Source organism: Brachybacterium sp. FME24, from assembly GCF_014897705.1.
In the GTDB taxonomy this organism is placed as follows: domain Bacteria; phylum Actinomycetota; class Actinomycetes; order Actinomycetales; family Dermabacteraceae; genus Brachybacterium.
Genome location: NZ_JABUXV010000005.1, coordinates 141240 through 164331, shown reverse-complemented (window position 1 = coordinate 164331; position 23092 = coordinate 141240). Strand labels below are relative to the sequence as shown.

Below are 23092 nucleotides of genomic sequence, written 5' to 3'. Positions count from 1 at the left end.
CTCAGCGGGCGGCGGCCGCCTGCAGGTGCGGCCAAGCCTCCAGCAGCGAGTCCCCGTCGAGGATCACGTCGGCCACCTCGCGCAGCGCCGGCTTGGCGTGGAAGGCGATCCCGGTCCCGGCGGCCCGCAGCATCTCCCGGTCGTTAGCGCCGTCGCCCATGGCGACGATCCTCGCAGCGGGCACCTCGTAGGTCTGCGCCAGCTCGTCGAGGGTGCGACGCTTCGCCGCCCCGTCGATGATCGGACCGGAGACCTTCCCGGTGAAGCGGCCCTCGCGGATCTCGAAGCGGTTGGCGAGCACGTGGTCGATGCCGGACTGCGCGGCCAGCTCGTCGATCACCTCATGGAAACCGCCGGAGACCAGGGCGACGATCCATCCGTCGGCCTTCGCGCGGCGCACCAGCTCGAGCACCCCGGGCGTCGGTGCCAGCACGGTGCGCACCTGCGCGAGGACGGACTCCGGAAGCCCCTCGAGCAGGGCCACCCGCGCGCGCAGGGACTGCGCGAAGTCGAGCTCCCCGCGCATCGCGGAGGTGGTGATCTCCTCGACCTCCTCGCGCACCCCGGCATGGTCGGCGACGAGCTCGATGACCTCCTGCGTCAGGAACGTCGAGTCGACATCGGAGATCAGCAACCCGGCAACCTGTCGTGCTGACGCGGTCACGGTTCGATGACCGTGCCCTTGCCGATCACCGTGATGCCGGATTCGGTGACGATCCACCCGCGAGCACGGTCCGCATCAGCATCCAGGCCGATCTGGGTGCGCGGCGGCACCACGACGTTCTTGTCGATGATCGCCCGGTGGATCTGGCAGTGACGGCCGACGGAGACGCCGTCCATCACCACCGAGTCCGAGATGCTCGACCACGAGTTCATGCGCACTCCGGGAGAGATCACCGAGTTCGAGACCTGGGCCCCGGAGATGACGACGCCCGGAGAGATGAGGGAATCCACCGCGGTGCCCACGCGGCCCGGACCGGCGTGCACGAACTTCGCCGGCGGCTCATTGCGATGCCCGGTGAAGGTGGGCCAGTCGTAGTTGTACAGGTTGAACACCGGGTGGATCGCGATGAGGTCCATGTGGGCGTCGTAGAAGGCGTCCAGGGTGCCGACGTCCCGCCAGTAGTCGCGGTCGCGATCCGTGGAGCCCGGCACCACGTTGTGGATGAAGTCGTAGACGCCGGCGGCGCCCTGGTCCACGAAGTAGGGCACGATGTCGCCGCCCATGTCGTGGTTGCTGGAGTCGTCCTGCGCATCGCGGGTGACCGCCTCGACGAGGGCGTCGGTGGTGAAGACGTAGTTGCCCATCGAAGCGAGGATCGATCCGGGATCGTCGGCGAGCCCCTGGGTGGTGCTCGGCTTCTCGACGAAGGCCTTGATCGTGGTGGGGTCCGCAGAATCCGTCTCGATGACGCCGAACTGGTCGGACTGGTCGAGGGGCTGGCGGATCGCCGCGACCGTGCAGTCCTTGCCGGACTCGACGTGCGCATCGACCATCTGGGAGAAGTCCATGCGGTAGACGTTGTCGGCGCCGACGACGACCACGTAGTCAGGCTTCTCCTCGTGGATGAGGTTCATGGACTGGTAGATCGCGTCCGAGGAGCCGCGGAACCAGTGCTTGCCCATGCGCTGCTGCGCGGGCACGGGTGCGACGTAGTTGCCCAGCAGGGAGCTCATGCGCCAGGTCTGCGCGATGTGCTTGTCCAGCGAATGGGACTTGTACTGCGTCAGCACGACCACGCGCAGGAAGCCGGAGTTCACGATGTTCGACAGCGCGAAGTCGATGAGGCGGTAGATACCGCCGAACGGGACGGCCGGCTTGGCCCGGTCGAGGGTCAGCGGCATCAGCCGCTTCCCCTCACCGCCGGCGAGGACGATGGCGAGGACCTTTTTCGAGGGCATAATGCGAGGATAGACCAGACGTGGCACTGGTCACGCCGAGTTCGGCCCATGTGGACGCACCGGATGAGCCGTAGTTGAGAAGGAGTCGCACATGCGCGTGGATCTGCTCACCAAGGAGTACCCGCCGGAGGTCTACGGAGGGGCCGGAGTGCACGTCGCCGAGCTCACCCGCGTGCTCCGCCCCCACATCGATGTCCAGGTCCGGGCATTCGGCGCCGAGCGCGACGAGGAAAGAACCTCCTCCTACAGCACCCCGGCCGAGCTCGAGGGCACCAACGCCGCCCTCAGCACGATGGGTACAGATCTGCTGATCGCCGCGGACTGCGCCGGCGCGGACCTCGTCCATTCCCACACCTGGTACGCCAATTTCGCCGGCCATATGGCCTCGCTGCTGCACGGCATCCCGCATGTGCTGTCCGCGCACTCGCTCGAACCGCTGCGCCCCTGGAAGGCCGAGCAGCTCGGCGGTGGGTATCGGGTCAGCTCCTTCGCCGAGCGCACGGCGTATGAGGGCGCGGCCGGGGTCATCGCCGTCTCCGCCGGGATGCGCGCGGACATACTGCGGGCCTACCCCTCCGTCGACCCCACGAAGGTCCACGTGGTCCACAACGGGATCGACATCGAGCAGTGGTCCCCGAACCCCGAGACCTCTGCGCTGACCGCCCGCGGCATCGATCCGGAGGCGCCGACGATCGTCTTCGTCGGCCGCATCACCCGCCAGAAGGGTCTGCCGTACTTCCTGCGCGCCGTGCGCGATCTGCCCGCCGACTACCAGGTGGTGCTGTGCGCCGGCGCCCCGGACACCCCGGAGATCGCCCACGAGGTCGACACGCTGGTGGGCGAGCTCGCTGCGGAGCGCGGCAACGTGCACCTGATCACCGAGATGCTGCCGCGCCACGAGCTCACCCAGATCCTCAGTCACGCCACCACCTTCGTGTGCCCGAGCGTGTACGAGCCGCTGGGCATCGTGAACCTCGAGGCGATGGCCTGCGGCATCCCGGTGGTGGCCTCCGCGACCGGCGGGATCCCCGAGGTCGTCGCCGATGGGGAGACCGGCTACCTGGTGCAGCTCGAGCAGCTCACCGATGGCACCGGCACCCCCGTCGACCCGGACCGCTACGTCGCGGACCTCACCGCGGCCCTGGTGCGGATGGTCTCCGATCCTCAGCGGGCGAAGGAGATGGGTGAGGCCTCCCGGCGCCGGGCCGCGGAGCACTTCTCCTGGACCTCGATCGCGGAGCGCACCCTCGAGGTGTACCGCAGGGTGATCGCGCAGGGCACCTGAGCTCAGCCGGTCTCGGCGGAGACGATCCGTTCGACGGCCTCGACGAGGGCGCCGCGGGCGACGTCGTGCAGCTCGTCGAGCAGCCCGCGCCTCGTGAGCGCTTCGGCGAGGTGGATGGTGTGGCCATGGCCCTCGTCGATCTCGGAGCGCGTCAGCAGCACGGTGCGCGCCGCCAGGACCAGCAGGTGCGCAGAACTGGCCTCGACATGCCGGGGCAGAGCGGTCGAGATCCAGGTGGAGGGGATCCGGGCTGGCTCGACGGGCTCGTCGGGCACCAGGTCCAGGTCGATGCTGCCGTCGGCCGCGCGACGCAGCGCCCGCAGCAGCTCCTCGCGCGCGTGCCCGGAGCTCGCCGCCGGAGGCACGTGAGTACCGAGCGGGGCATCGAGCCTGATCCAGCTCACGGCGTTCACGCCGCCGCTGGGATGCTCGACCGGGGTGATGACCGGGATCAGCGTGTGGTCGGCGATCCCGGCCGCGGTGACCACGATCGCCTGCTCCGCCTCGAGCGCCGCCGGCAGGGCCGCAGGGGGCCCGACCATGCCGGCGATACGGCCGGGCCGGGGCAGGACCAGGCGGAGCTGGGCCAAGGGCAGCCGGCGCAGCGCCGTCATCCACGAGAAGAGATCCTCGCCCTCACCGCTGGGGCCACTGCGGCCGACGCCGAAGCTCATCTCGGCGGCGTCGTCGGGACCGAGATCTCCCCGCAGATAGGTCGATGCCCACAGCATCAGCACGGCGGCGCGGGGGAGCGCGACGAGGTCCCGGCCGGCAGCGGCCTCGCTCACGCCGCCTCCTCGTTCGCCGGCACGAACACGGCTCGTCGCTGAACAGGATCCACGGACTCCAGGCGCACGTCGACGACGGCCCCGATCGCGGCATCCATCGGCACCCACGCCGTGACGGGCGGATCGGTCAGCTGGACCTCGACGCGGGTCCCCTCCTTCGACTCCCGGCGTTCGATCACGGTCGCGGCGAAGGTCTCGCCCTCCCAGGCGGCCAGTGCCGCCGTCTCCACGAGTTCGACCGCGCGCCGCTCCAGGTCCCCAGCTCTGGCGCCGGTGGACGTCATGGCGTCGGGGATCTCCCCGAGAGCGGCCAGCAGCTCCGGATCGGGGCGCCTGCCCTCGACGTGCGCGTGGCACACCAGCAGCACGAAGCGATCCACGAGGCGGCGCAACGGCGCCGTCGTGTGGGCGTACGGCGCGGCGATCGCGGCCTGCTCCGGGTCGCTCGGCACCTCCTCCGGGCTCGTGAACGACGCATAGGAGGCACCGCGGAAGAGCGCGGTGGCGTGGTTGAGCAGAGCCAGATGGGCCGGCTCGTGCCAATCCAGGGAGCGCAGGAACTCGCCATAGGCCTGCCCGCTCGGCCAGGGGATCCCGAGCACCTCGGCCTGCCGGCGGAAACGGTCGATCGCACGGTCCTGCGCCGGGGGCATGGTGCGCAGGATCCCGGCGCCGTGCTGGAGCATGAGCTGGGCGGCCGCCATCCCCGTCATCAGCGAGATCTGCGCGTTGGCGTCCTCTATCGGGTTGGGTCGCCGCCAGGTCAGACGAATCAGGTCACCATCCTCGACGACCTCCTGCTCCGGAACATTCAGGCTCGCCCCGCCGCGGGCGCTCTCGTGAGCGGCTCGCAGCGCACCGATCTCCTGCAGCAGGAGCATCATCGGATGCGCCCCGCCGTTGTCGAGATCCTCCTGCACCTGGTCGTAGCCGAGCTTCTCGATCGATCGCACCAGGGAGCGCTCCAGGCCGATCTCGCGGATCTCACCGGTGGAATCGAGATCCAGGACCCACACGAAGGCTGGCGTGGACTGTTCCGGCAGCAGGGAGGCGACGCCCTCGGACAGCACCTCCGGGTGCAGGGGGATCCGACGGTCGGGGAGGTACAGGGTCTCGCCGCGACGTCGTGCCTCGTGGTCCAGACTGCTGCCCAGGTCCACGAACCAGGGCACGTCGGCGATCGCGTAGAGCACGCGGAAACCGTCGTCGGTGCGCTCGAGGTGCATGGCCTGGTCGAGGTCCGTGGAGCTGGCGGGGTCCAGCGTCACGAAGGGCACCGTGGTGAGATCCGTGCGTTCGGCGGCTGCGACCCCACGCGCCGCGGCCTGCTGCGCTGCGGTGAGGACCTCGGCGGGGAACTGCAGGGGCATGTCCTTCGCGTACGTCACCAGGAGGGCATCGATGCCCTCGCGGATCACGTCGGCCGCGACCGATCCTCGGGGGGCGTGCAGGGAGACGGGACGGTGTGGCACATCGACCTCCTGGAACGGCGGTTCGGGCGCGCTCAGTCTAAAGGGGATCGGATCTCAGCGGCCGACGACGACGGGGAGGTTACGGCTGAGCAAAGACTGCGGATTTCCTGAGTCCCAGCTCAATGCGCCCGATAGCGTGCTCGCAGCGATCGCCCGAGCACCTCTGACCTCACCGCCCCGAAGGATTCCACGATGCCGACCGCACCCAGGTCCCGCGCCCGCATGCTCCTTTCCCTGGCCACAGCACTCTGGCTGCTGGTCGCCGGTCAGGCCCTGGCTGACGTCCCCGAGGCACGCGAGTCCAGCGGGCTGCGGTTGAGCACCGTCTCGAGCGCACCGGACCTGGTGACAGGGGGAGATGCGCTGGTCGAGATCTCCTCCGGGCACAATGTCCCGCACGACCGGGTGGAGGTGACGCTCAACGGTGTCGATGTCACGGATGCCTTCGACGGGGATCAGGAGCGCGAGGTGCTCGTCGGTCTGGTCGAGGGCATGGTGATCGGTGAGAACCGGATCGAGGCATCGTTGCCGGGGCAGGCGCGCGGCGACGCGGAGCTCATCGTGGTCAACCATGCGGACGAGGGCCCGCTGCTGAGCGGACCCCATCAGCAGCCCTTCTACTGCCAGACCCAGGACTTCCTCATCCCGGGCCTGGAGGAATCGCTCGGCCAGCCGCTCGATGAGAACTGCTCGATCGATGACCGCGTCGACCACGTCTATTACACGAGCGCGGGGGAGTGGGCCGCGTTCCCCGAGGACGCCTCGGACTACCCCGCCGACCTCGCGCACACCACCACGTCCGACGGGATCGAGGTGCCTTTCATCGTCCGTATCGCGCACGGCACCGCGAATCGTGGGATCTTCCAGCACACCGCGCTCCACGATCCGCTGACCGAAGCGCCCGTGAGCCCGGTCGACAGTCCGGCCGGCTGGAACGGCAAGGTGGTCTACACCCTCGGCGGAGGATGCACCGGCGGCTGGTATCGCCAGGGCTCGGGCACCGGCGGGGTGCTCGATGCGAACCTGCTCGGCACGGGCTACGCGATGGTCTCCTCCTCGCTGAACGTCTTCGGGAACAACTGCAACGACCTTCTGACCTCCGAGACCGCGCAGATGACGAAGGAGGAGTTCCTCGAGACCTACGGCAGGGACACCTTCACCATCGGTTTCGGCGCCTCAGGTGGCGCGTACCAGGCGCATCAGGCGGCTGACAACTATCCCGGGCTCTTCGACGGCATCGTCGTCGGCGCGTCGTTCCCGGAGGTCGGCTTCGGCACGATCGACTTCATCACCGATGCTCGGCTGCTCCAGCACTACTTCGCCGGCGTCCCCGACATGGAGTGGACCGAGGAGCAGAAGCGGCAGGTGACCGGGTTCGAGACCCTCGCGACCATGGACAACGTCGCCGTCGGCGCCCGGCGCATCGATCCGCGGGCCTTCTGCCCGGGCGTGCTGCCGCAGGCCGAACGCTATGACCCCGACACCAACCCGGCCGGGGTGCGCTGCGACGTCTACGACCACACCAAGAACATCTACGGCACCGATCCGGAGACCGGCTTCGCGCTGCGACCGCTCGACAACGTCGGGATCCAGTACGGGCTGGGGGCTCTGGCGGACGGGACCATCAGCCCCGAGCAGTTCCTCGACCTCAACGAGAACATCGGCGGCTACGACCACGACGCGAACTTCCGTGCCGAACGATCCGTGGCGGATCTCCCGGCGGTCGAGGCGGCCTACCGGACGGGTCGTCTGACCGACGGCGGCCAGGGCATGGCGAGCACGCCGATCATCGACTACCGCGCCTACGTCGACGACAAGGAGAACGGAGACATCCACGTCCGGTACCACACCACGTCCATGCGCGAGCGGTTGCGGGAGGCCAACGGCTCCGCCGTGAACCACGTGAGCCTGCTCGAGGACCACCGCTACGGAGGGCTGAGCACGAACAGCCCGCTGCTCATGCACGGCATCGACCAGATGGATGCGTGGCTGTCCACGCTGGAGCTGTCGGACGATCCTTCACGGCGGCCCACGCTCGAGCAGATCGGTGCCGCTCGACCCGAGGCGCTCGTCGAGGGGTGCATGACCCGGGGGGAGGACCCGGAGTTCCTGCCCATGGAGCTGGATCGCGGTCCGGAGTCCGACTGCGAGCGGCTCTACCCCTCGGCGAGCTTTCCGCGCGAGGTGGCGGGGGAGTCGGTGAGAGCCGATGTCATCGCCTGCACCACGACGGACCCGGAGCGCTCGCAGTACCCGGTGGAGTTCACCGATGCGCAGTGGCAGCGGCTGCGGGAGTCGTTCCCGCAGGGCGTGTGCGACTACGCGGTGCCGGGTCGAGGTCAGGTCGATCACGCCGGAGCCTGGCAGCGGTTCTGAGGCGTCCCGGCACGGCGGGGCGGACGATAGGCTCGGCTCATGGCCGTTGCAGCAGCTTCCCTGACCGATGTCGTCGTCCGCCGCAGCGGGCGCAACATTCTCGATTCCGTGTCCCTCGAGATCTCCGAGGGCGAGCGGTGGGCGGTCCTGGGACCGAACGGCGCCGGCAAGTCGACCCTGATGCGCCTGCTGTCGGCTCGGATGCACCCCACCAGCGGAACCGTCGAGATCATCGGCGAGCAGCTCGGCAAGGTCGACATCTTCGAACTGCGCCCCATGATCGGGCTGGCCAGCCAGGAGCTCGCTGAGACCATCCCCGTGCAGGAGACCGCCGAGAACGTCGTGGTCACCGCCGGGTACGGCGTCATCGGGCGGTGGCGCGAGAACTATGACGAGCTCGACCTCGACCGGGCGCGCACCCTGCTCGCAGCCTTCGGCGTCGGGGATCTGTCCGGCCGCATGTTCGGCACCCTGTCCACCGGTGAGCGCAAGCGCGTGCTCGCCGCCCGCGCCCTCATGACCGACCCCGAGTTGCTGCTGCTCGACGAGCCCGCCGCCGGCCTGGACCTGGGCGGCCGCGAGTCGCTCGTGCGCACACTGGGCCGTCTCGCGAAGGACCCCGCGACCCCGGTGACCGTGCTGGTCACCCACCATGTCGAGGAGATCCCGCCGGGCTACACCCACGTGGCTCTGCTGCGCGAAGGGGGACTCGTCGCGGCAGGCCCGATCGCGGAGACGCTCACCTCGCAGAACCTCACCCGCACCTTCGGGCTGCCCCTGGTGGCAGAGCAGCGCGGGGGCCGCTACACGGCGCGTTCCCTCTCGCTGGACTGATCCCGAGGTGGCCGACTCACAGCTGCACCGGATCACCGAGCTCTCGGACCCGGCGCTGGACGACTACCTGCGTATGACCGATGTGCGCCTGCGAGCGCGGGTCGAGGTCGAGCGCGGCCTGTTCATGGCCGAGAGCTACGAGGTCATCTCCCGGGCGGTCGACGCCGGGATGGCGCCGCGCTCCTTCCTCATGGCCGAGAAGTGGAAGGAGAAGTTCGCGCCGCTGTACGAGCAGTTCCCCGACGTTCCCGTGTACGTCGGGGAAGGGGAGCTCATCGAGCAGCTCACCGGCTTCCACCTCCACCGCGGCGCGCTGGCCGCGATGCAGCGCCCGGCGCTTCCCGAGGTGGCGGAGGTGCTGCGCGATACTGGCGTGCACGAGGCGGGCGCGGGCTCGCCACGCCGGTCCCGCATCGCGATCCTCGAGGATCTGGTCGATCACACCAACGTGGGTGCGTGCTTCCGATCAGCCGCGGCCATGGGAGTGGATGCCGTGCTGGTGACTCCGCGCTGCGCCGACCCGCTCTATCGACGTGCGATCCGGGTGTCCATGGGCACGGTCTTCCAGGTCCCCTGGACACGCGTCGAGTCGTGGCCGGCCGGTATCGACCTGCTCAGGGACGCCGGCTACGTCGTGGCCGGCATGACGCTGGGGGAGGGAGCGATCGGTCTCGACGAGCTCGTCGCCGAGGACCATCAGCACCTGGCGCTGGTCTTCGGGACCGAAGGCCATGGCCTGACGCCAGGCGCTGATCGACGACTCGACAGGCGCGTGACCATCCCGATGATGCACGGCGTCGACTCGCTGAACGTGGCCGCGTCCTCAGCGGTCGCGTTCTACGCGACGAGGTGACCTCTCGGCCCCTCAGCTCGCAGCGACGATCAGGCACAGGGATGCGATCGCGAGAGTGAGGTAGACCCCCGGGAATCCGATGTTGTGGAACACGCGGGCGCGGACGTGCGCGGCGTTCGCGACCAGGAAGAAGCACACCAGGCCCGCTGCCGCGAGCACGGGGAGCACGGTGACGTCGGCGAACCAGAGGAGCAGTCCGGCACCGCCCGTTCCTTTGAGCACCGCCAGCGGTGGCAGCCACCGTTCCGGCACGCCGACCTCGGCCGAGTTGGCCAGGACGAATTCGGCTCGCGCCAGGTCTGCGATCGCGATGGCGATGTTCGCCGCTGCCGTGACGACCAGGACGATCGAGGTTGCCGTCTCCATCAGCGTCGGTCACCGCATCTGGGCCGCGAGGGAGAGCACATCGGGAGCCGGGGGGCCGGTGGCCGCTGCCCGCGCGACATATCGCGCGATCTCCGGATCATCTCGGGTCCCGGCTGCGGAGTCGTCGGCCTCCCAGCCGGCGACGTCGCTCAGCCGACGGCCCGCCTGAGCACCGGAGAAGGAGAACCCGAGGAGGACGAAAGCGGTTGTCAGTCCCATCGGCGCCGTCACCGGATATCGGCGGCGAGGGAGAACACGCCGGGCACCGGGGAGCCGAGGGCCGCCGCCCGCGCGGAGTACGTCGCGGCGTCCGGATCGTCCCGGGTCGCGGCTGCGGCGTCGGCGGTCTCCCAGCGTGCGACGTTGATGATTCGCCGACCGTCCTGACTGGCGAAGAGGGAGATCCCGATGAAGCCGGGGCGGTGACGGATCACCTGGTCCGCCCCTTCCTGCAGGACGTCCAGGAGATCATGCTGTCGCTCGGGATCCACGTCGAAGACGGTGATGAAGGCTGTCGGCTGCGTGTCCATGGTGAGGCTCCTCCGCTCGGGCGGCACTCTCTGCCGCGCTCTGAGGGCTCGACGAGGTGGACGGCGCAGATGTCAGGGCGGGTCCGCAGCACGGCATGCACCTGACATCCTGGCGGCGTGACTCGTCGGAAAGGTGTGCATCAGATGAGCGGAACGTCAGAACCTCTCGTCGAGGAGGCCGTGCGCCGGCATCTCCTCGGCGCCGCCTATCGCCTGCTGGGTTCGGTCACGGAGGCGGAGGACGCCGTGCAGGAGGGCTACTCACGGTGGTTCGGGCAATCCCCGGCGCAACGGTCCGCCATCGACAACCCGACGGCGTGGTTGACGACGGTGGTCGGTCGCATCTGCCTGGACGTGCTGAAGTCGGCTCGCGTGCACCGCGAGAGCTACGTCGGTCCATGACTCCCGGAACCGCTGCCGCAGCACGCTCACCGCGATGACGGGGCGGCCCTGCGGGCCGCGACCGCCGATCCGCTCGATCGCATCTCCTGGGACGAATCGGTGAGCATGGCTGTGCTCGTCGTGCTCGAGCGGCTCACCCCGGCGCAGCGTGTCTCGCTCGTGCTCCACGACGTGTTCGGCTTCAGCTTCGCCGAGCTCGCGGACATGACGGGCCGGAGCGCCGGCGCCTGTCGCGAGCTCGCCTCCCAGGCGCGGCGCAAGGTCCGTTCGGGCCGCAGGACGCAGGCGTCGCGCGACGACCTCGCCCGCGCCGTCGCCGCGTTCAAGGTCGCCTGGGAGACCGGCGACGTCTCCGTGCTCGTCGGTCAGCTCAGCACCGCGGCCGTCGCGACCATCGACGGCGGGGGCAGGGTCAGTGCCTCGCTCGAGCCCCTGAACGGTGCTGTGGACGTGGCCCGTTTCCTTCTCACGGTGCACGAGCGCCAGCCGGACCTCATCCTCCGCGAGTCCCTGGTCAACGCCGCACCGGGGGTGATCGCCGTCGACGGAGCCGGCACGGTGCTGGCAACGATCAGCCTCGCTCTCGACGATGTCGGCATCAGCCGGCTGTGGGTCGTGCGCAATCCGGAGAAGCTCGTGACGTGGAACCCCTCGCCGGACCTCGCTCTCAGCCGCGACGACGCGCCAGCAGGCTGACCGCGTTCGGCAGGCGACCGTCCCAGGCGGCGGCGCGGTCGCCATCCTCCGGCTTCCAGAACGGGTCGGGGTGCTCCGCCAGGTGCAGCAGCTCGAACCCTGCCCCGAGCACGGTCATCACCATCTGGGCGAGGGTGCGCTGATGCTCCGTCGCCCCGCGTGCCGGGAAGGTGTCGTTGACGTGGTGTGCTGCGAAGTAGCTGCGGTCCTCCCGCACTCGGGCCTCGTCGTGGTCCCAGGCCCACAGCGCCACCAGCGGATGCCCTTCGTAGACGAACAGGTGCCCGCCCGGCCGCAGCAGCCGGTGCATCTCCGCCGCCCAGGCGTCGAGATCCGCCATCCAGCTCAAGGCACCCTTGCCGGTGTAGACCAGATCCGCCGTCTGCGCCGGCTGCCCGGTGGCGGGCAGCTCGGCCACCTCGTAGCGACACGGCACCGCCAAGTCGTCCGCCCGCCGCTGGGCGGCCGCGACCGCCGTCGGGCTGTAGTCGAGGCCGAGCACCGAGCGTGCCCCGAGCCGGATCAGGGCATGGTCGTCGAGGCCGTGACCGCTCTGGGGATGCAGCACCTTTGCACCCTCGATCAGCGGGCGCAGCAGCTCTTCCTCGACCGGCAGCAACTGTGCGGAACGGGCCTGCTCGAGGTGCTCATCGTACTCGCGCACGTGCTTGGAAGAGGCCTCGTCCCATGCCCGGCGAGTGTCGTCATAGCTGCTCATCGCCCGAGGCTATCCCCGGCCTCGAGCCGGTACGAGCGAATATGCCGCCACAGTCTCGGCGTCGTCCGCCCGGAGACCGCCGGGCCGCTCCACAGCTCGACATGGTCGATCAGGTCCTCGACGGGAAGGCTCGCCAGCACCTCCCGCTCCGCCTCACGGAGCGCGGGGAGCGGATGGTCGTGCCCGACGGTCAGATGCGGGAGGACATCTTCGTGCGCAATCGCGCCGGCGTAGGGCGGGTATCCGGGGTAGGCGGCGGCGACCTGCGCGGTGAGCGTCCGGACCGGTTCAGGCTTCTCGAGCTGCACGAACAGGACCCGGTCACCGAACCAGGAGGTACGCCTGCCGACAAGCGAGAACGGCTGTTGCTGAGCGAACAGCTCTTCAAGGCGAAGATGGTCCCCTTCGCGGAGATCATCGGCGGGGACGAAGGGGTAGAGCACTGTGACATGCGCGGGGATCCCGTCGGCCGCAGCGCTGTCGAGCCATCGCCGATGCTCCTCCACGGCGCGCTCGGCGCCCGGGACCCGCAGCAGCAGCGCGGTCTCGTGATCCACATCCTTCGTCGCCTCCATGACGGAAGCCTATGGACAGACGCGTCCGTGGTCGCCGTCAGGTCGGGATCTCGACGGTGATGAGCTGGGGGAAGGTCAGCGCCGACCAGTACGACTCGGCGGCCCGACCCGACTCCACCCGGCCGATGTCCACGAGCCACGCCACCAGGACCATGCCGTGCGTGGCGATGAGCACGTCGTCCTTCGGATGATCCTGCACTGACCGGCTGAACCGTCTCGCCGCCTGGGCAGGCGTCTCCCAGCCGTGATGCCGGTCATCGAGCTCCCCGCGTATCCACGCCCCGCGCCTCTCGGAGGAGAACTCGTCGAAGGGTTCACCCGGTCTGTCCACCTCGCGGAATCCGGCGTCGCATGCCGGCGCCCTCCCGGCCGCGAGATGGGCTGTCTCGATTGCCTTCTGCTCTGTGCTGCTGAGCAGGACGACCTCCCCGGGCAGCTTCTGACCCATGGAGAGTGCGGCAGAGCGTCCGTCGGAGCTCAGGATCCACTGCGAAGCCGGAAGGTGCGGGTCCGGGATGGGCATGGCATGACGCAACAGATGTATCTGCCGTACCCGTCCCGGGACCCGCTCGGCGCCGTACGCCATGGTCAGAGCGTGATCTGCAGCTTCACGTCCGTCGGGCGACCCTCGAGGAAGCGCTCGAAGGCCTGGACGGAACTGTCGAAGGTGAACGTCTCCGAGACGAAGCGGGAGAGGTCGACGGCGTCGCTCGCGGCGAGGTCGATGGCCTTCTGGTAGACGTTCGCGTAGCGGAACACGGTCTCGAGCGAGATGCCGCGGCTCTGCGCCGTGGCGATGTCGAAGGGCACCGGATCCACCGGCATGCCCACCAGGACGATCCGCCCGCCGGGTGCCGGCAGTGACCAGAGGTTCTTGTAGGCGGGAGCGGCACCGGTGGCTTCGAAGACCACCTGCGGGCCCCAGCCGCCGGTCTCCGCGCGCACCCGTTCGCCGAGGTCTTCCGTCGTGGCGTCGACCGGGACGATGCCCTCGAGTCCGTCCAGCAGGGCGAGCTTCTCCGGCAGGACGTCGCTGATGTAGACCGTGCTGGCGCCGCCTGCGCGGGCCGCGAGAGCGGTCATGATGCCGATGGTGCCGGAGCCGACGACGGCAGCGACGTCTCCGGGCTTGATGCCCGCCTTGGTCGCGGCGAACATGCCCACGGAGAACGGCTCGATGAGAGCGCCCTCGGCGAAGCTCAGGCTCTCGGGGAGCTTGAAGGTGTACGACGCAGGGTGGATGACTTCGTCGGTCAAGCAGCCGTGAACCGGCGGGGTGGCCCAGAACTGCACACCCGGGTCGACGTTGTAGTTGCCTTCGCGCACGGCGCGGGAGGTGGGGTCCGGGACGCCGGGCTCCATGGCGACGCGGTCGCCGGGGGAGAGGTCGGTGACACCTTCGCCGACCTCGACGACGGTGCCGGCACCCTCGTGGCCGAGGATCATCGGTTCCTCGACGACGAACGGGCCGATCTTCCCGTCGGTCCAGTAGTGCACATCGGAGGCGCAGATCCCGACCGTGTGCATGGCGATGCGAACCTGACCGGGGCCGGGGGAGCTCACAGGCTCGACCTCCTCGATGGTCATCCGGTTCTTCTCCTGCAGCACCAGTGCGCGCATGGGCATCCCTTCCGAGGCAATGTGTTCGAGACCTCATGATCGCAGAGCCCTGGCTTGTCGTGGCAGGACGTTCGAGGTGTGATCGGGTCAGAAGGGCGGCGGGTCATCGGGATCGTAGGTCGGTGGTGGAGTCGGGCCCGTGCGCCTGGGGCGGCGGGTGCGCTGGGCTCGTCGCTCTTCGAGGCGTTGATACTCGTGTCGGCGCTGCTCGATGACCCGGTCGCGAGCGGGCCGTGCGGCGTCCCCCTCGGCCAGGCGCACGGCATCGTCGTGAGCGCGCAGATGCGTGGCCCAGGCCTTGTCCAGGACGGCCGCGAGCACGGGGGTCAGCAGGTCGTGATCATCGCGCGTGGCAGTGCGCAGTTCCCCATCGATCGTCCAGCGGGTGGTGGTGGGTTTTACGGTCGGTCGGCGCGGTGACCGCGGCAGCGGTGGTGCTTTCGCCGGAGGATGAGGGGGCGGTTCCCCGAACGTTGCCCGCTCCACCGGCTCCAGATCAGGCTCGGTGTCAGGGTTGTCGCGTTCGGGGTCGATGAGGCCCTCGGTCTTGATCTTGTGGTGCAGCCAGCACAGTCGATGCAGATTGAACAGGCTGGTCGGGCCGCCGCTCTCAGGATCCTCGTGGTTGAACTCCTCGATGTGGTCATCCTCCGCGGCCAGCACCGTGGCCCGGGTGCAGCCCGGCGCGGCGCAGACGGGGTGACGCAGCCGGAGCTGGAGCCGCATCTGCGCGCTCGGGGTATAGGTCTCCGCGGTCACGGGGAGGTAAGCGCCGGAGACGGGGTCGGTGAGGATCCTCTGCCAGGTCGGCTGGCTGGCGGCCAGTGCTCGAGCCTGCTCGGCAGGGATCGGGACCACTCCATCGATCATCCCCGGGGCCCGTGAATCGCCCAGCAGTGTCATCGCGGGCACCGTGACCAGCATCTTGTAGGCAGACGCCGGCTCAGGAACGGGGTCGATGTCGAGCATCGAGTGGGTGATCACCGCATACCGCAGCGCCGCCAGCGACATGGCCCGGCCCCGCTCCCGCAGCGACGCGTCGATGTCGAACGGAATCGGCCCCTCCTCGCTGTCGAGGGCATGACGTTGAGCTTTCTGGACGGCGTGAGCGGCGGCATCGAGGCGGTGGGCGAGGGCTTTGAGCTCCAGGGTCGGGCCTGTGATCGTCAGCGTCGCGATCCCCCGCTGCGGATCGGAGACCTCCAGATCCACGCGCCGCTCCGACTCCGGCACCACGGGGATCGTGCCCGCCGTGACCAAAGTGATCAGGGAGTTCAGGTGCCGGGCGAACTGGTCACGTGAGATCGACGCCAGATCCCAGCCGGCAACATGCTCGTCGACCACCCGTGCCTGATCGTCAGGCAGGGAACGGACCTTGCGCAGCAGGAGCTGGTGGAAGTCCTCGGGTAGGTCCGCGGTGCGGAGCGCGGCGAATGTGCCGGGCATGAGGACCACCGAGCGATGCGCATCCCGGACCAGACACTCTGCTCTATGCAGACTGACGCGTAGCCCTGTGGCGACTTTCAGAGCGGTGATGTCTGCGGCATCGATGCATCCATCAGCGTCGGGGTCGCGGGTGAGGAAAGAGGTCAGCAACTCCTGCTCCCGGGCATAGAGCAGGGTGCGCTCACGCATATTCTCGTGGATCGCCATCACCCGTCGCGCCTGTTCGCTGTCGGGTTCCTCCTCACAGGCCTCCACGATCCGCTCCGCTGTCAACGCTCGACGCGCCCGGACCGGCCACGGTGCGATCTCCGGCACCATCACAGAGTCGGGCGCGGCACTCGGATCGGACGCGGTGCGTGCTGTGTCTCTGCTCCCGGCACGCTCTCGAGCGCGATCCGTCACAGGACCAAATGCGCTCTCCGACACGCCCTCGGGCCCACCACGGGGCGCGTCGTCGGGGGCGTCGCTGCGAGGGTCGCCAGAGTCAGGCTGGCCCTCAGGCTGCGAACCCGGCTCGAAATCCTCGCCCACGACGACACCTCCTCCCACGTCTGCAATCAATGAAAACCACCAGCAGAAGCGCCAGCGACTTCATCTCATTTTATACGCTCGAGCATCTCCGCGAAAGACCTTCGCGTCAATGGGGTGAATTTGTGGATAACTACCCTGTGTGGAGGAAAGAACCCTGCTGGGCCTGATGTCCATCGAGAGCAGATGCCGCAAGCGCGGGAGCGGGGCAGTACGCGCCGAGAGTGGTGGAGGCGCGCGAGGGTGACGGCCGAAAGGCACGAAAAGCCTGGTGGGATGCCCAGCGGGCATGGGCAGGGTCGCAGCCCCTACCGTCTCACCTGACGTCAGGATCACGCACTGACGACCGGATCGATAACCCGACCACCCCGTCGACGACGCGGCAGTCGACAGATTCTTCCCGGCATGAAAACACCTCCCGCACCACCACCAACTGTACATTGTTGATAACTATCAACTGGGGAGGAAAGATGGCTTGCGGACATCTCGCCGCAGGAAAGGGAGGCGAGGGATGCACCCACCCCCTTCGGCCCGCCCGACACGGGATTGCAAGAACGCTCCGACGGCCACATCCCGGCTGTCCCACCCCTCCCGCAGACTCCGTACGTACGTTCGAACCTGCCACCTGCACAGCTTGACTCCCCCTTCATGGCCAGGCGTAGAGTTCGAACAGTTGTTCGAGTCGAATGGCGTGCGGTCGGTCAGGACGGAGGTGGATCAATGGGCATGAACCTGCAGATGGCGACGCGCGAGACGGTCCACACGGACCACCCGGACCGCGACGATCGCCTGGCCCGGGCCCGAGCCACCCTGGGAGCGGCCGAACGCAGCGCCGCCCGGTGGGGCGGCCGCATCGACCGCACCGCCCTGCGCACCGTGGGGGAGGGGGAGCATCAGGATCCGTCCGACGACGGGCTGGGAACACGGCTCTCCGTGCCGGGCCCGCTGTCCGAGCTGTTCCCCCGCGGCAGTCTGCGGGCGGGCAGCTCCGTCGCGATCGAGGGTGCCGCGAGCACCTCGGTGCTGCTGTCCCTCGCGGTCGCCGCCGCCGGTGAGGACTCCTGGTGCGCCCTCGCCGGTATGCCCGATCTGGGTCTGCGCTCCGCCCTCGACGCGGGCCTGGACCCCTGCCGGCTCGCGCACGCACCCACGCACGGCGAGCAGCGCCCCCAGGTGCTCTCCGCTCTGGCCGACGGGGTCGGGGTGCTCGTGCTCGGGCCCGATCTGGACCTGGCCCCCGCGCTGTGGCGCAGCCTGCTGGGTCGCGCCCGCACCGCCGACACCCTGGTCCTCGCCGCCACGCCACCCGGCCGGGCCGACATCACCCTGCGCTCCACGACTCGCAGCTGGGCCGGGCTCGGCGCAGGATCAGGGAGGCTGCGCACCCGCCGCCTCGCGGTCTCCGCGACGGGTCGCGGGATCGCGGGGAACCGGGAGGTCGAGGTACTGCTTCCGCAGGTCGGAGGAATGATCGCGTCATCCTCGTCGGCACGGGACGCTTCGTCCGAGGTGCGCCTCCTGCAGCCGGTGCGGAAGGCTGGATGATGAGCGTCGGCACCCCAGCCACCCGCACCGTCGCCGTCACCGTCCCGGACTGGCCCCTGCTGGCCGCGCTGGACCGGCATCAGCGACGCGAGACCGAGGACGCCGCGGTCGCGATCGACCCGGCCACCGACCCCGTGATCCTGCTCGACCAGCACCGCGTCACCCATGCCGGCGCCGCGGCCCGCGAGGCCGGGGCGCTGCCGGGGATGAAGCGTCGTGCCGCCCGCGCCGCCTGCCCGGAGGCACTCGTGCTGGAGGCCGACACCGAGAGCGAGTCCTCCCTGTTCGAGCTGGTCGCCGCTGCGGTGGACACCATCGCGGCGGGCGTGGACGTGCTGCGCCCCGGGGTGCTGCTGATGTCGGCCCGGGGGCCTGCCCGCCACCAGGGCAGCGAGGAGGCCCTGGCCGAGCGCCTCCTGGACGCCATCGCCGAGCTCACCGGCTGGGATGCCGCCGTCGGGATCGCCGATGGACCCTTCGCCGCGCTCCTGGCCTCCCCGCGCGGGCGGATCGTCCGCGCCGAGCGCAGCGCCGACTATCTCGCCCCGCACCCGATCACCGCCCTGCGCAGCGCGCCCGTCGGCCCCGGCTGGGGCCATCGCGGCCAGCCGTCCGCGACCCGCCCCGAACGTCGACTGGACCTCGCCGAGACGGTCGACCTGCTGCAGCGCCTGGGCATCACCACCCTGGGAGACCTGGCCGCGCTCCCGTCGGCCGCAGTCGCCGACCGCTTCGGGCCCGATGTCGCGACCCTGCATCTGCTGGCCCGCGGCGAGGAGCCCGCCCCGCCCGCGGCCCACCACCCCACCCAGCCGATCCAGGCCGAGACCACCCTGGAGACCCCGCTGGTGCGCACCGACCAGGCGGCCTTCATCGCCCGCCCGCTGGCCGAGGAGCTGCACACGATGCTCGTCGAGCGGGGGCTGGTGTGCACCCGGCTGCGGATCGTCGCCCGCACCGAAGGGGGTGAGGAGATGGAGCGCACCTGGCGGCACGACGGCGCGCTCACCGTGGCCGACGTCGTCGACCGCATCCGCTGGCAGTGCGACGGCTGGATCACCCGCTCCCGGCTCGGCGGCCCGGCGACCGGCGCGATCACCCGGATCGGCCTGCACCCGCTGCAGCTCGCGCCGGCGGGGGAGAGCGCCCCGGCCCTGTGGGGCAGCGCCGGGGAGGCCGCCCAGCGGGCCTCGCGCGCCTTCGCCCGCGCGCAGGGACTGGCGGGGGAGGACGCGGTTCAGGTCCCCGCCCTCGTCGGCGGCAGACTGCTCGCCGACGAGGTGGCGCTGGTGCCCTGGCGCAGCGAGAAGCCGGCCCGTCGTGAGGGTCCCTGGCCGGGCTCCCTGCCGCGGCCGGTGCCCGCCACCGTGTTCCGGGAGCTGCCGCCGATCACCCTTCAGGATGCCGACGGCCGCCCTGTCGTGGTCACCGCCCGCGGCCTGCTCAGCGCGCCGCCCGCCCGTCTCCTGGTCACCGCTCCCGGCAGAGCGGCCCTGCAGCGGGCGGGGCTGCGGGCCGGCTCTGCGTACCCGGTGCTCGTCCACGGTGCCCCCACCGTGATCGACGAACGCTGGTGGGCCCCCGGCGGCGCCCGCTCCGCCCGCATGCAGCTGGTGGTGCGCGGGGCGAGCGACGAGGAGACCGCCGTGCTCGCCCTGTCCCGCACCGGGAGCTGGGCGCTGGAGGGTCTGTATGACTAGACATATGACTGGACAGAAGGAGGCCGCCTGATGGCCAGCTGGTTCCTGGGCCCGCCCGCGTGGAAGGACCTCGAGGCGATCCTCTCGGACCGTCCCGCGGAGCTCGTGTCACCGCCGATCGTGGTCGAGCACACCGGCACACCCATCGACGATGCGTACCGGCCCGCCCGCACCGTCGACTACGCCGAGCTGCACGCCCACTCGCACTTCAGCTTCCTCGACGGCGCCTCGAGCCCCGAGGACATGATCGAGCAGGCCGCCCGGCTGGGCCTGGGGGCGATCACCCTGGTCGACCACGACGGCCTGCCCGGTGCAGTGCGCTTCGCCCGCGCCGCCGGAGAGCAGGGCGTGGCCACCGTGTTCGGCGCCGAGCTCACCCTCGGTCTCGAGCCCGGGGCCGACGCCGCCAGCGCCACCCCCGTGACCTCCGCTGCCCGCACCGGCATCCCCGATCCTGCGGGGGAGCACCTGCTGGTGCTGGTGCGCGATGAGACGGGCTACCGACAGCTCTCGGCGACGATCGCCCGCGCCCATCTCGACAGCGGGGAGAAGGCCGCCCCGCGCTACCGGCTCACGGAGCTCTCCCGCCTGGCCCGCGAGGGGCACTGGCAGATCCTCACCGGCTGCCGCAAGGGCGCCGTGACCCGCGCCGTCGCGCCGCACCTGGAGGCGGGGGACCTGGAGGCCGCCGCCCACGCCGCGGCAGACGCCATCACTCGGCTGCTGGACCTCTTCGGTGCCGGGAACGTCGCCGTCGAGCTGATCGCCGGCGGTGGGGGAGTCGCCGACGAGCTCCACGACGCCCTCGCCCAGGGGACCCGCCTGGTGCGGGAGGCCCACGGGCTCGACGCGATCTCCCTGCCTCTGGTGGCCACGACCAACGCCCACTACGCGCGACCGGCCGACAAGCGCCTGGCCGACACCCACGCCGCCCTGCGTGCGGGGGTGTCGCTCGCGGACGCCGACCCGTATCTGTCCTCCCGTCCCGCCCACCTGCGCAGCGGCGAGGAGATGGGACAGCTGCTGCCCCGCTACCCCCGCGCGATCTCGGCGGCGGCGCGGCTGGGTCAGGACTGCGCCCTGGACCTGCGGCTGCTGGCTCCGGACCTGCCGCCGTTCCCGGTGCCCGCCGGGCACGACGAGGCCAGCTGGCTGGTGGAGCTGGTGGAGATCGAGGGGCGCGAGCGCTACGGGCCACGACCCACGGCCGGCGTCCCCGAGCGGATCCCCGGGGCGTGGGCGCAGATCGACCATGAGCTGCAGGTCATCATCGACCTGCACTTCCCCGGCTACTTCCTCATCGTCCACGAGATCGTCGACTTCTGCGCCGGCGAGGGGATCCTCGCCCAGGGCCGCGGCTCGGCCGCCAACAGCGCGGTCTGCTACGCGCTGGGCATCACGGCGGTCGAGCCCGTCGGCCACGAGCTGCTGTTCGAACGGTTCCTGGCCCCGGAACGGGACGGCCCGCCGGACATCGACATCGATATCGCCTCCGACCGCCGGGAGGAGGTCATCCAGCACGTCTATACCCGCTACGGGCGGGAGAACGCCGCGCAGGTCGCCAACGTCATCACCTACCGGGCGAAGCTCGCGGTGCGCGACGCCGCTCGTGCGCTCGGCTACGACCCCGGTGCGCAGGACGCCTTCTCGAAGCGGATCGAGCGCTCCTTCTCCTCATTGGCCGAGGCTGAGATCCCCGAGGACGTGGTCGACCTCGCGCGGAAGCTGCGCGATGCCCCGCGGCATCTGGGCATCCACTCCGGCGGCATGGTGCTGTGCGACCGCCCGGTGATCGAGGTGTGCCCGGTGCAGTGGGCGGCGATGGCGGACCGCAGCGTGCTGCAGTGGGACAAGGAGGACTGCGCCGACGCCGGTCTGGTCAAGTTCGACCTCCTGGGCCTGGGGATGCTCACGGCGCTGGACCACGCGCTGCGCCTGGTCGCCGAGCACCACGGTCAGCACTTCGAGCTGCGCACCCTGCCGCAGGAGGATCCCGCGGTCTACGACATGCTGTGCGCCGGAGACAGCGTCGGCGTGTTCCAGGTGGAGTCGCGGGCGCAGATCTCCACCCTGCCGCGGTTGAAGCCCCGGGTGTTCTACGACCTGGTGGTGGAGGTCGCCCTGATCCGGCCCGGCCCCATCCAGGGCGGCTCCGTGCACCCGTACATCCGCCGCCGGAACAAGGAGGAGGAGATCACCTACCTCCACCCGCGGCTGGAGAAGTCCCTGGGCCGCACCCTGGGTATCCCGCTGTTCCAGGAGCAGCTGATGCAGATGGTGGTCGACGTCGCCGACTTCACCGCGGCGCAGGCCGACCAGCTGCGCCGCGCCATGGGCTCCAAGCGCTCCACCCAGAAGATGCTCGAGCTCTCCGACGCGCTGTTCGCGGGGATGGCCAACCACGGCATCACCGGCGAGGACGCCGACGCCGTCCACCGCAAGCTGCTGGCCTTCGCCAACTACGGCTTCCCCGAGTCCCACGCCTACTCCTTCGCGTACCTGGTGTACGCGAGCTCGTACCTGAAGTGCCACTACCCGGCGGCGTTCACCGCGGCGCTGCTGCGTTCCCAGCCGATGGGCTTCTACTCGCCGCAGTCGCTGGTCGCGGATGCTCGTCGGCACGGCGTGCTCACCCGCGGGCCCGACGTCCTGCTCAGCCGCGCCTGCACCGACCTGGAGACCGATGAGGAGCACGCCGGCTACCGGGTGGATCCGCCGCGCGAACAGGTGCAGGGGGAGGCGGCGGCGCACGGCCCGGCGATCCGACTGGGTCTGGACCAGGTGCGCTCGATCAGCACCGACACGGCGAAGGCCATCGTTGCCGAGCGGGAGCGCGGCGGGCCCTTCGCCTCCGTCCCGGACCTGGCGCGACGGGTGCAGCTGACGGCCCGGCAGCTGGAGGCGCTGGCCACCGCGGGGGCGCTGGACGCACTCGCCTCCTCGCGGCGGCAGGCGCTGTGGTCCGCGGGGGCCGCCGCGCAGGAATCCCCGGGCACCCTGCCGCACCTCGCGGTGGGAGCGCAGGCTCCCATGCTGCCGGGCATGAGCGAGGCCGAGCTCGCGACCGCCGATGCCTGGGCCACCGGCATCACCCTGGACGACCACCCCATGGTGCTGGTGCGCGAGGAGCTGGCGGCCGCCGGCGTGCTCTCCATCCAGGGAACCCGCGAGGCGGAGGACTCCAGCCGGATCCGGGTGGGCGGCGTGATCACCCACCGTCAGCGGCCGGCGACTGCCGGGAACGTCACCTTCCTCAGCCTCGAGGACGAGACCGGGATCCTCAACGTGGTGTGCTCACAGGGGTTCTGGGTCCGGCACCGGGCCCTGCTGCGCACCGCCCGCGCGATCGTGCTGCGCGGCATCGTGGAGAACCGCAGCGGAGCGGTGAACCTGGTCGCCGACGATGTCACGGTCCTGGACCTGCCCGCCGCGGGCAGGTCCAGGGACTTCCAGTGA

The 23092-nt window shown here is 70.3% G+C and carries 21 protein-coding genes; 9 read left to right on the top strand and 12 right to left on the bottom strand.

Annotated elements, in window-relative coordinates:
• Window position 1: 1 nt before the first annotated feature.
• Window positions 2–664 carry a phosphoserine phosphatase SerB gene (gene serB, locus INT51_RS07190; RefSeq protein ID WP_193104525.1) on the bottom strand — a complete coding sequence of 221 codons (663 nt, stop codon included), beginning with the start codon at window positions 662–664 and terminating at the stop codon, window positions 2–4.
• A complete protein-coding gene (glgC, locus tag INT51_RS07185) occupies window positions 661–1902 on the bottom strand; it encodes a glucose-1-phosphate adenylyltransferase (RefSeq protein ID WP_193104524.1) in 1242 nt (413 codons plus the stop codon). Before glgC ends, serB begins: the two co-directional genes overlap by 4 nt.
• A 91-nt stretch (window positions 1903–1993) precedes the next feature.
• Here glgC and glgA point away from each other — a divergent pair, with 91 nt between their 5' ends.
• The gene (gene glgA / locus INT51_RS07180; protein WP_193104523.1) at window positions 1994–3187 is read left to right on the top strand and encodes a glycogen synthase; all 1194 of its coding nucleotides are present in this window, start codon (window positions 1994–1996) and stop codon (window positions 3185–3187) included.
• Between the two features lie 2 nt (window positions 3188–3189).
• Here the strand turns inward: glgA and INT51_RS07175 are convergent, their stop codons facing one another.
• Together INT51_RS07175 and INT51_RS07170 are read right to left on the bottom strand one after the other, a co-directional pair.
• Window positions 3190–3975 carry a hypothetical protein gene (locus tag INT51_RS07175; RefSeq protein ID WP_193104522.1) on the bottom strand — a complete coding sequence of 262 codons (786 nt, stop codon included), beginning with the start codon at window positions 3973–3975 and terminating at the stop codon, window positions 3190–3192.
• A complete protein-coding gene (locus tag INT51_RS07170; RefSeq protein WP_193104521.1) occupies window positions 3972–5447 on the bottom strand; it encodes an RNB domain-containing ribonuclease in 1476 nt (491 codons plus the stop codon). The genes INT51_RS07175 and INT51_RS07170 overlap by 4 nt, the downstream gene beginning before the upstream one ends.
• Before the next feature lie 192 nt (window positions 5448–5639).
• Here INT51_RS07170 and INT51_RS07165 point away from each other — a divergent pair, with 192 nt between their 5' ends.
• The 3 genes from INT51_RS07165 (at window position 5640) to INT51_RS07155 (ending at window position 9510) form a co-directional block, all read left to right on the top strand.
• Window positions 5640–7823 carry a DUF6351 family protein gene (locus INT51_RS07165; RefSeq protein ID WP_226832067.1) on the top strand — a complete coding sequence of 728 codons (2184 nt, stop codon included), beginning with the start codon at window positions 5640–5642 and terminating at the stop codon, window positions 7821–7823.
• A gap of 39 nt (window positions 7824–7862) precedes the next feature.
• Window positions 7863–8657 (top strand): ABC transporter ATP-binding protein, encoded by a 795-nt coding sequence (locus tag INT51_RS07160; protein ID WP_193104520.1) that lies wholly within the window; start codon window positions 7863–7865, stop codon window positions 8655–8657.
• A 73-nt stretch (window positions 8658–8730) separates the two neighbouring features.
• The gene (locus INT51_RS07155; RefSeq protein ID WP_193104737.1) at window positions 8731–9510 is read left to right on the top strand and encodes an RNA methyltransferase; all 780 of its coding nucleotides are present in this window, start codon (window positions 8731–8733) and stop codon (window positions 9508–9510) included.
• Between the two features lie 12 nt (window positions 9511–9522).
• On the opposite strand, the gene INT51_RS07150 is transcribed toward INT51_RS07155, so the two are convergent.
• From INT51_RS07150 to INT51_RS07140, 3 genes are read right to left on the bottom strand one after another with little or no spacing between them, the layout of a single operon-like run.
• Window positions 9523–9876, bottom strand: coding sequence for a DoxX family protein (locus tag INT51_RS07150; RefSeq protein ID WP_193104519.1), 354 nt, complete (start codon window positions 9874–9876; stop codon window positions 9523–9525).
• A 9-nt stretch (window positions 9877–9885) separates the two neighbouring features.
• A complete protein-coding gene (locus tag INT51_RS07145; RefSeq protein WP_193104518.1) occupies window positions 9886–10095 on the bottom strand; it encodes a hypothetical protein in 210 nt (69 codons plus the stop codon).
• 8 nt (window positions 10096–10103) lie between these two features.
• A complete protein-coding gene (locus INT51_RS07140; RefSeq protein WP_193104517.1) occupies window positions 10104–10406 on the bottom strand; it encodes an antibiotic biosynthesis monooxygenase in 303 nt (100 codons plus the stop codon).
• A 144-nt stretch (window positions 10407–10550) separates the two neighbouring features.
• Here INT51_RS07140 and INT51_RS22130 point away from each other — a divergent pair, with 144 nt between their 5' ends.
• Together INT51_RS22130 and INT51_RS22125 are read left to right on the top strand one after the other, a co-directional pair.
• Window positions 10551–10808, top strand: coding sequence for a sigma factor (locus INT51_RS22130; RefSeq protein ID WP_226832066.1), 258 nt, complete (start codon window positions 10551–10553; stop codon window positions 10806–10808).
• Window positions 10809–10913: 105 nt separating this feature from the next.
• Window positions 10914–11504 carry a sigma factor-like helix-turn-helix DNA-binding protein gene (locus INT51_RS22125; protein ID WP_226832065.1) on the top strand — a complete coding sequence of 197 codons (591 nt, stop codon included), beginning with the start codon at window positions 10914–10916 and terminating at the stop codon, window positions 11502–11504.
• Here the strand turns inward: INT51_RS22125 and INT51_RS07130 are convergent.
• The 5 genes from INT51_RS07130 to INT51_RS07110 form a co-directional block, all read right to left on the bottom strand.
• Window positions 11476–12222 (bottom strand): bifunctional 2-polyprenyl-6-hydroxyphenol methylase/3-demethylubiquinol 3-O-methyltransferase UbiG, encoded by a 747-nt coding sequence (locus INT51_RS07130; RefSeq protein WP_193104516.1) that lies wholly within the window; start codon window positions 12220–12222, stop codon window positions 11476–11478. The genes INT51_RS22125 and INT51_RS07130 overlap by 29 nt on opposite strands.
• The gene (locus INT51_RS07125) at window positions 12219–12797 is read right to left on the bottom strand and encodes a 2'-5' RNA ligase family protein (protein ID WP_193104515.1); all 579 of its coding nucleotides are present in this window, start codon (window positions 12795–12797) and stop codon (window positions 12219–12221) included. Before INT51_RS07125 ends, INT51_RS07130 begins: the two co-directional genes overlap by 4 nt.
• A 37-nt stretch (window positions 12798–12834) precedes the next feature.
• A complete protein-coding gene (locus tag INT51_RS07120; protein ID WP_193104514.1) occupies window positions 12835–13320 on the bottom strand; it encodes a histidine phosphatase family protein in 486 nt (161 codons plus the stop codon).
• A gap of 65 nt (window positions 13321–13385) precedes the next feature.
• Complete coding sequence (locus INT51_RS07115; protein ID WP_193104513.1) at window positions 13386–14417, bottom strand: NAD(P)-dependent alcohol dehydrogenase; 1032 nt, start codon at window positions 14415–14417, stop codon at window positions 13386–13388.
• A gap of 87 nt (window positions 14418–14504) precedes the next feature.
• Window positions 14505–16118 carry an HNH endonuclease signature motif containing protein gene (locus tag INT51_RS07110; protein WP_193104512.1) on the bottom strand — a complete coding sequence of 538 codons (1614 nt, stop codon included), beginning with the start codon at window positions 16116–16118 and terminating at the stop codon, window positions 14505–14507.
• 999 nt (window positions 16119–17117) lie between these two features.
• Between INT51_RS07110 and INT51_RS07105 the strand changes: the two genes are divergently transcribed.
• Genes INT51_RS07105 through INT51_RS07095 form a run of 3 tightly spaced genes read left to right on the top strand, consistent with a single transcriptional unit; the run spans window position 17118 to window position 23092 of the window.
• A complete protein-coding gene (locus INT51_RS07105) occupies window positions 17118–17936 on the top strand; it encodes a hypothetical protein (RefSeq protein WP_226832064.1) in 819 nt (272 codons plus the stop codon).
• On the top strand, window positions 17936–19636 hold the full coding sequence (locus INT51_RS07100; RefSeq protein ID WP_226832063.1) for a DNA polymerase Y family protein: 1701 nt from the start codon (window positions 17936–17938) through the stop codon (window positions 19634–19636). Before INT51_RS07105 ends, INT51_RS07100 begins: the two co-directional genes overlap by 1 nt.
• A 30-nt stretch (window positions 19637–19666) precedes the next feature.
• Window positions 19667–23092, top strand: coding sequence for an error-prone DNA polymerase (locus tag INT51_RS07095; protein WP_193104510.1), 3426 nt, complete (start codon window positions 19667–19669; stop codon window positions 23090–23092).

Excerpts from the sequence above, each read along its gene's own strand:
- INT51_RS07140 (WP_193104517.1), bottom strand. The coding sequence starts at position 10,406 with ATGGACACGCAGCCGACAGCCTTCATCACCGTCTTCGACGTGGATCCC.
- glgA (WP_193104523.1), top strand. The coding sequence starts at position 1,994 with ATGCGCGTGGATCTGCTCACCAAGGAGTACCCGCCGGAGGTCTACGGA.
- INT51_RS07165 (WP_226832067.1), top strand. The coding sequence starts at position 5,640 with ATGCCGACCGCACCCAGGTCCCGCGCCCGCATGCTCCTTTCCCTGGCC.
- INT51_RS07105 (WP_226832064.1), top strand. The coding sequence starts at position 17,118 with ATGAACCTGCAGATGGCGACGCGCGAGACGGTCCACACGGACCACCCG.
- INT51_RS07150 (WP_193104519.1), bottom strand. The coding sequence starts at position 9,876 with ATGGAGACGGCAACCTCGATCGTCCTGGTCGTCACGGCAGCGGCGAAC.
- INT51_RS07155 (WP_193104737.1), top strand. The coding sequence starts at position 8,731 with ATGACCGATGTGCGCCTGCGAGCGCGGGTCGAGGTCGAGCGCGGCCTG.
- glgC (WP_193104524.1), bottom strand. The coding sequence starts at position 1,902 with ATGCCCTCGAAAAAGGTCCTCGCCATCGTCCTCGCCGGCGGTGAGGGG.
- INT51_RS07130 (WP_193104516.1), bottom strand. The coding sequence starts at position 12,222 with ATGAGCAGCTATGACGACACTCGCCGGGCATGGGACGAGGCCTCTTCC.
- INT51_RS07145 (WP_193104518.1), bottom strand. The coding sequence starts at position 10,095 with ATGGGACTGACAACCGCTTTCGTCCTCCTCGGGTTCTCCTTCTCCGGT.
- INT51_RS07100 (WP_226832063.1), top strand. The coding sequence starts at position 17,936 with ATGAGCGTCGGCACCCCAGCCACCCGCACCGTCGCCGTCACCGTCCCG.
- INT51_RS07160 (WP_193104520.1), top strand. The coding sequence starts at position 7,863 with ATGGCCGTTGCAGCAGCTTCCCTGACCGATGTCGTCGTCCGCCGCAGC.
- INT51_RS22125 (WP_226832065.1), top strand. The coding sequence starts at position 10,914 with ATGGCTGTGCTCGTCGTGCTCGAGCGGCTCACCCCGGCGCAGCGTGTC.
- INT51_RS22130 (WP_226832066.1), top strand. The coding sequence starts at position 10,551 with ATGAGCGGAACGTCAGAACCTCTCGTCGAGGAGGCCGTGCGCCGGCAT.
- INT51_RS07120 (WP_193104514.1), bottom strand. The coding sequence starts at position 13,320 with ATGCCCATCCCGGACCCGCACCTTCCGGCTTCGCAGTGGATCCTGAGC.
- INT51_RS07115 (WP_193104513.1), bottom strand. The coding sequence starts at position 14,417 with ATGCGCGCACTGGTGCTGCAGGAGAAGAACCGGATGACCATCGAGGAG.
- INT51_RS07125 (WP_193104515.1), bottom strand. The coding sequence starts at position 12,797 with ATGGAGGCGACGAAGGATGTGGATCACGAGACCGCGCTGCTGCTGCGG.
- INT51_RS07095 (WP_193104510.1), top strand. The coding sequence starts at position 19,667 with ATGGCCAGCTGGTTCCTGGGCCCGCCCGCGTGGAAGGACCTCGAGGCG.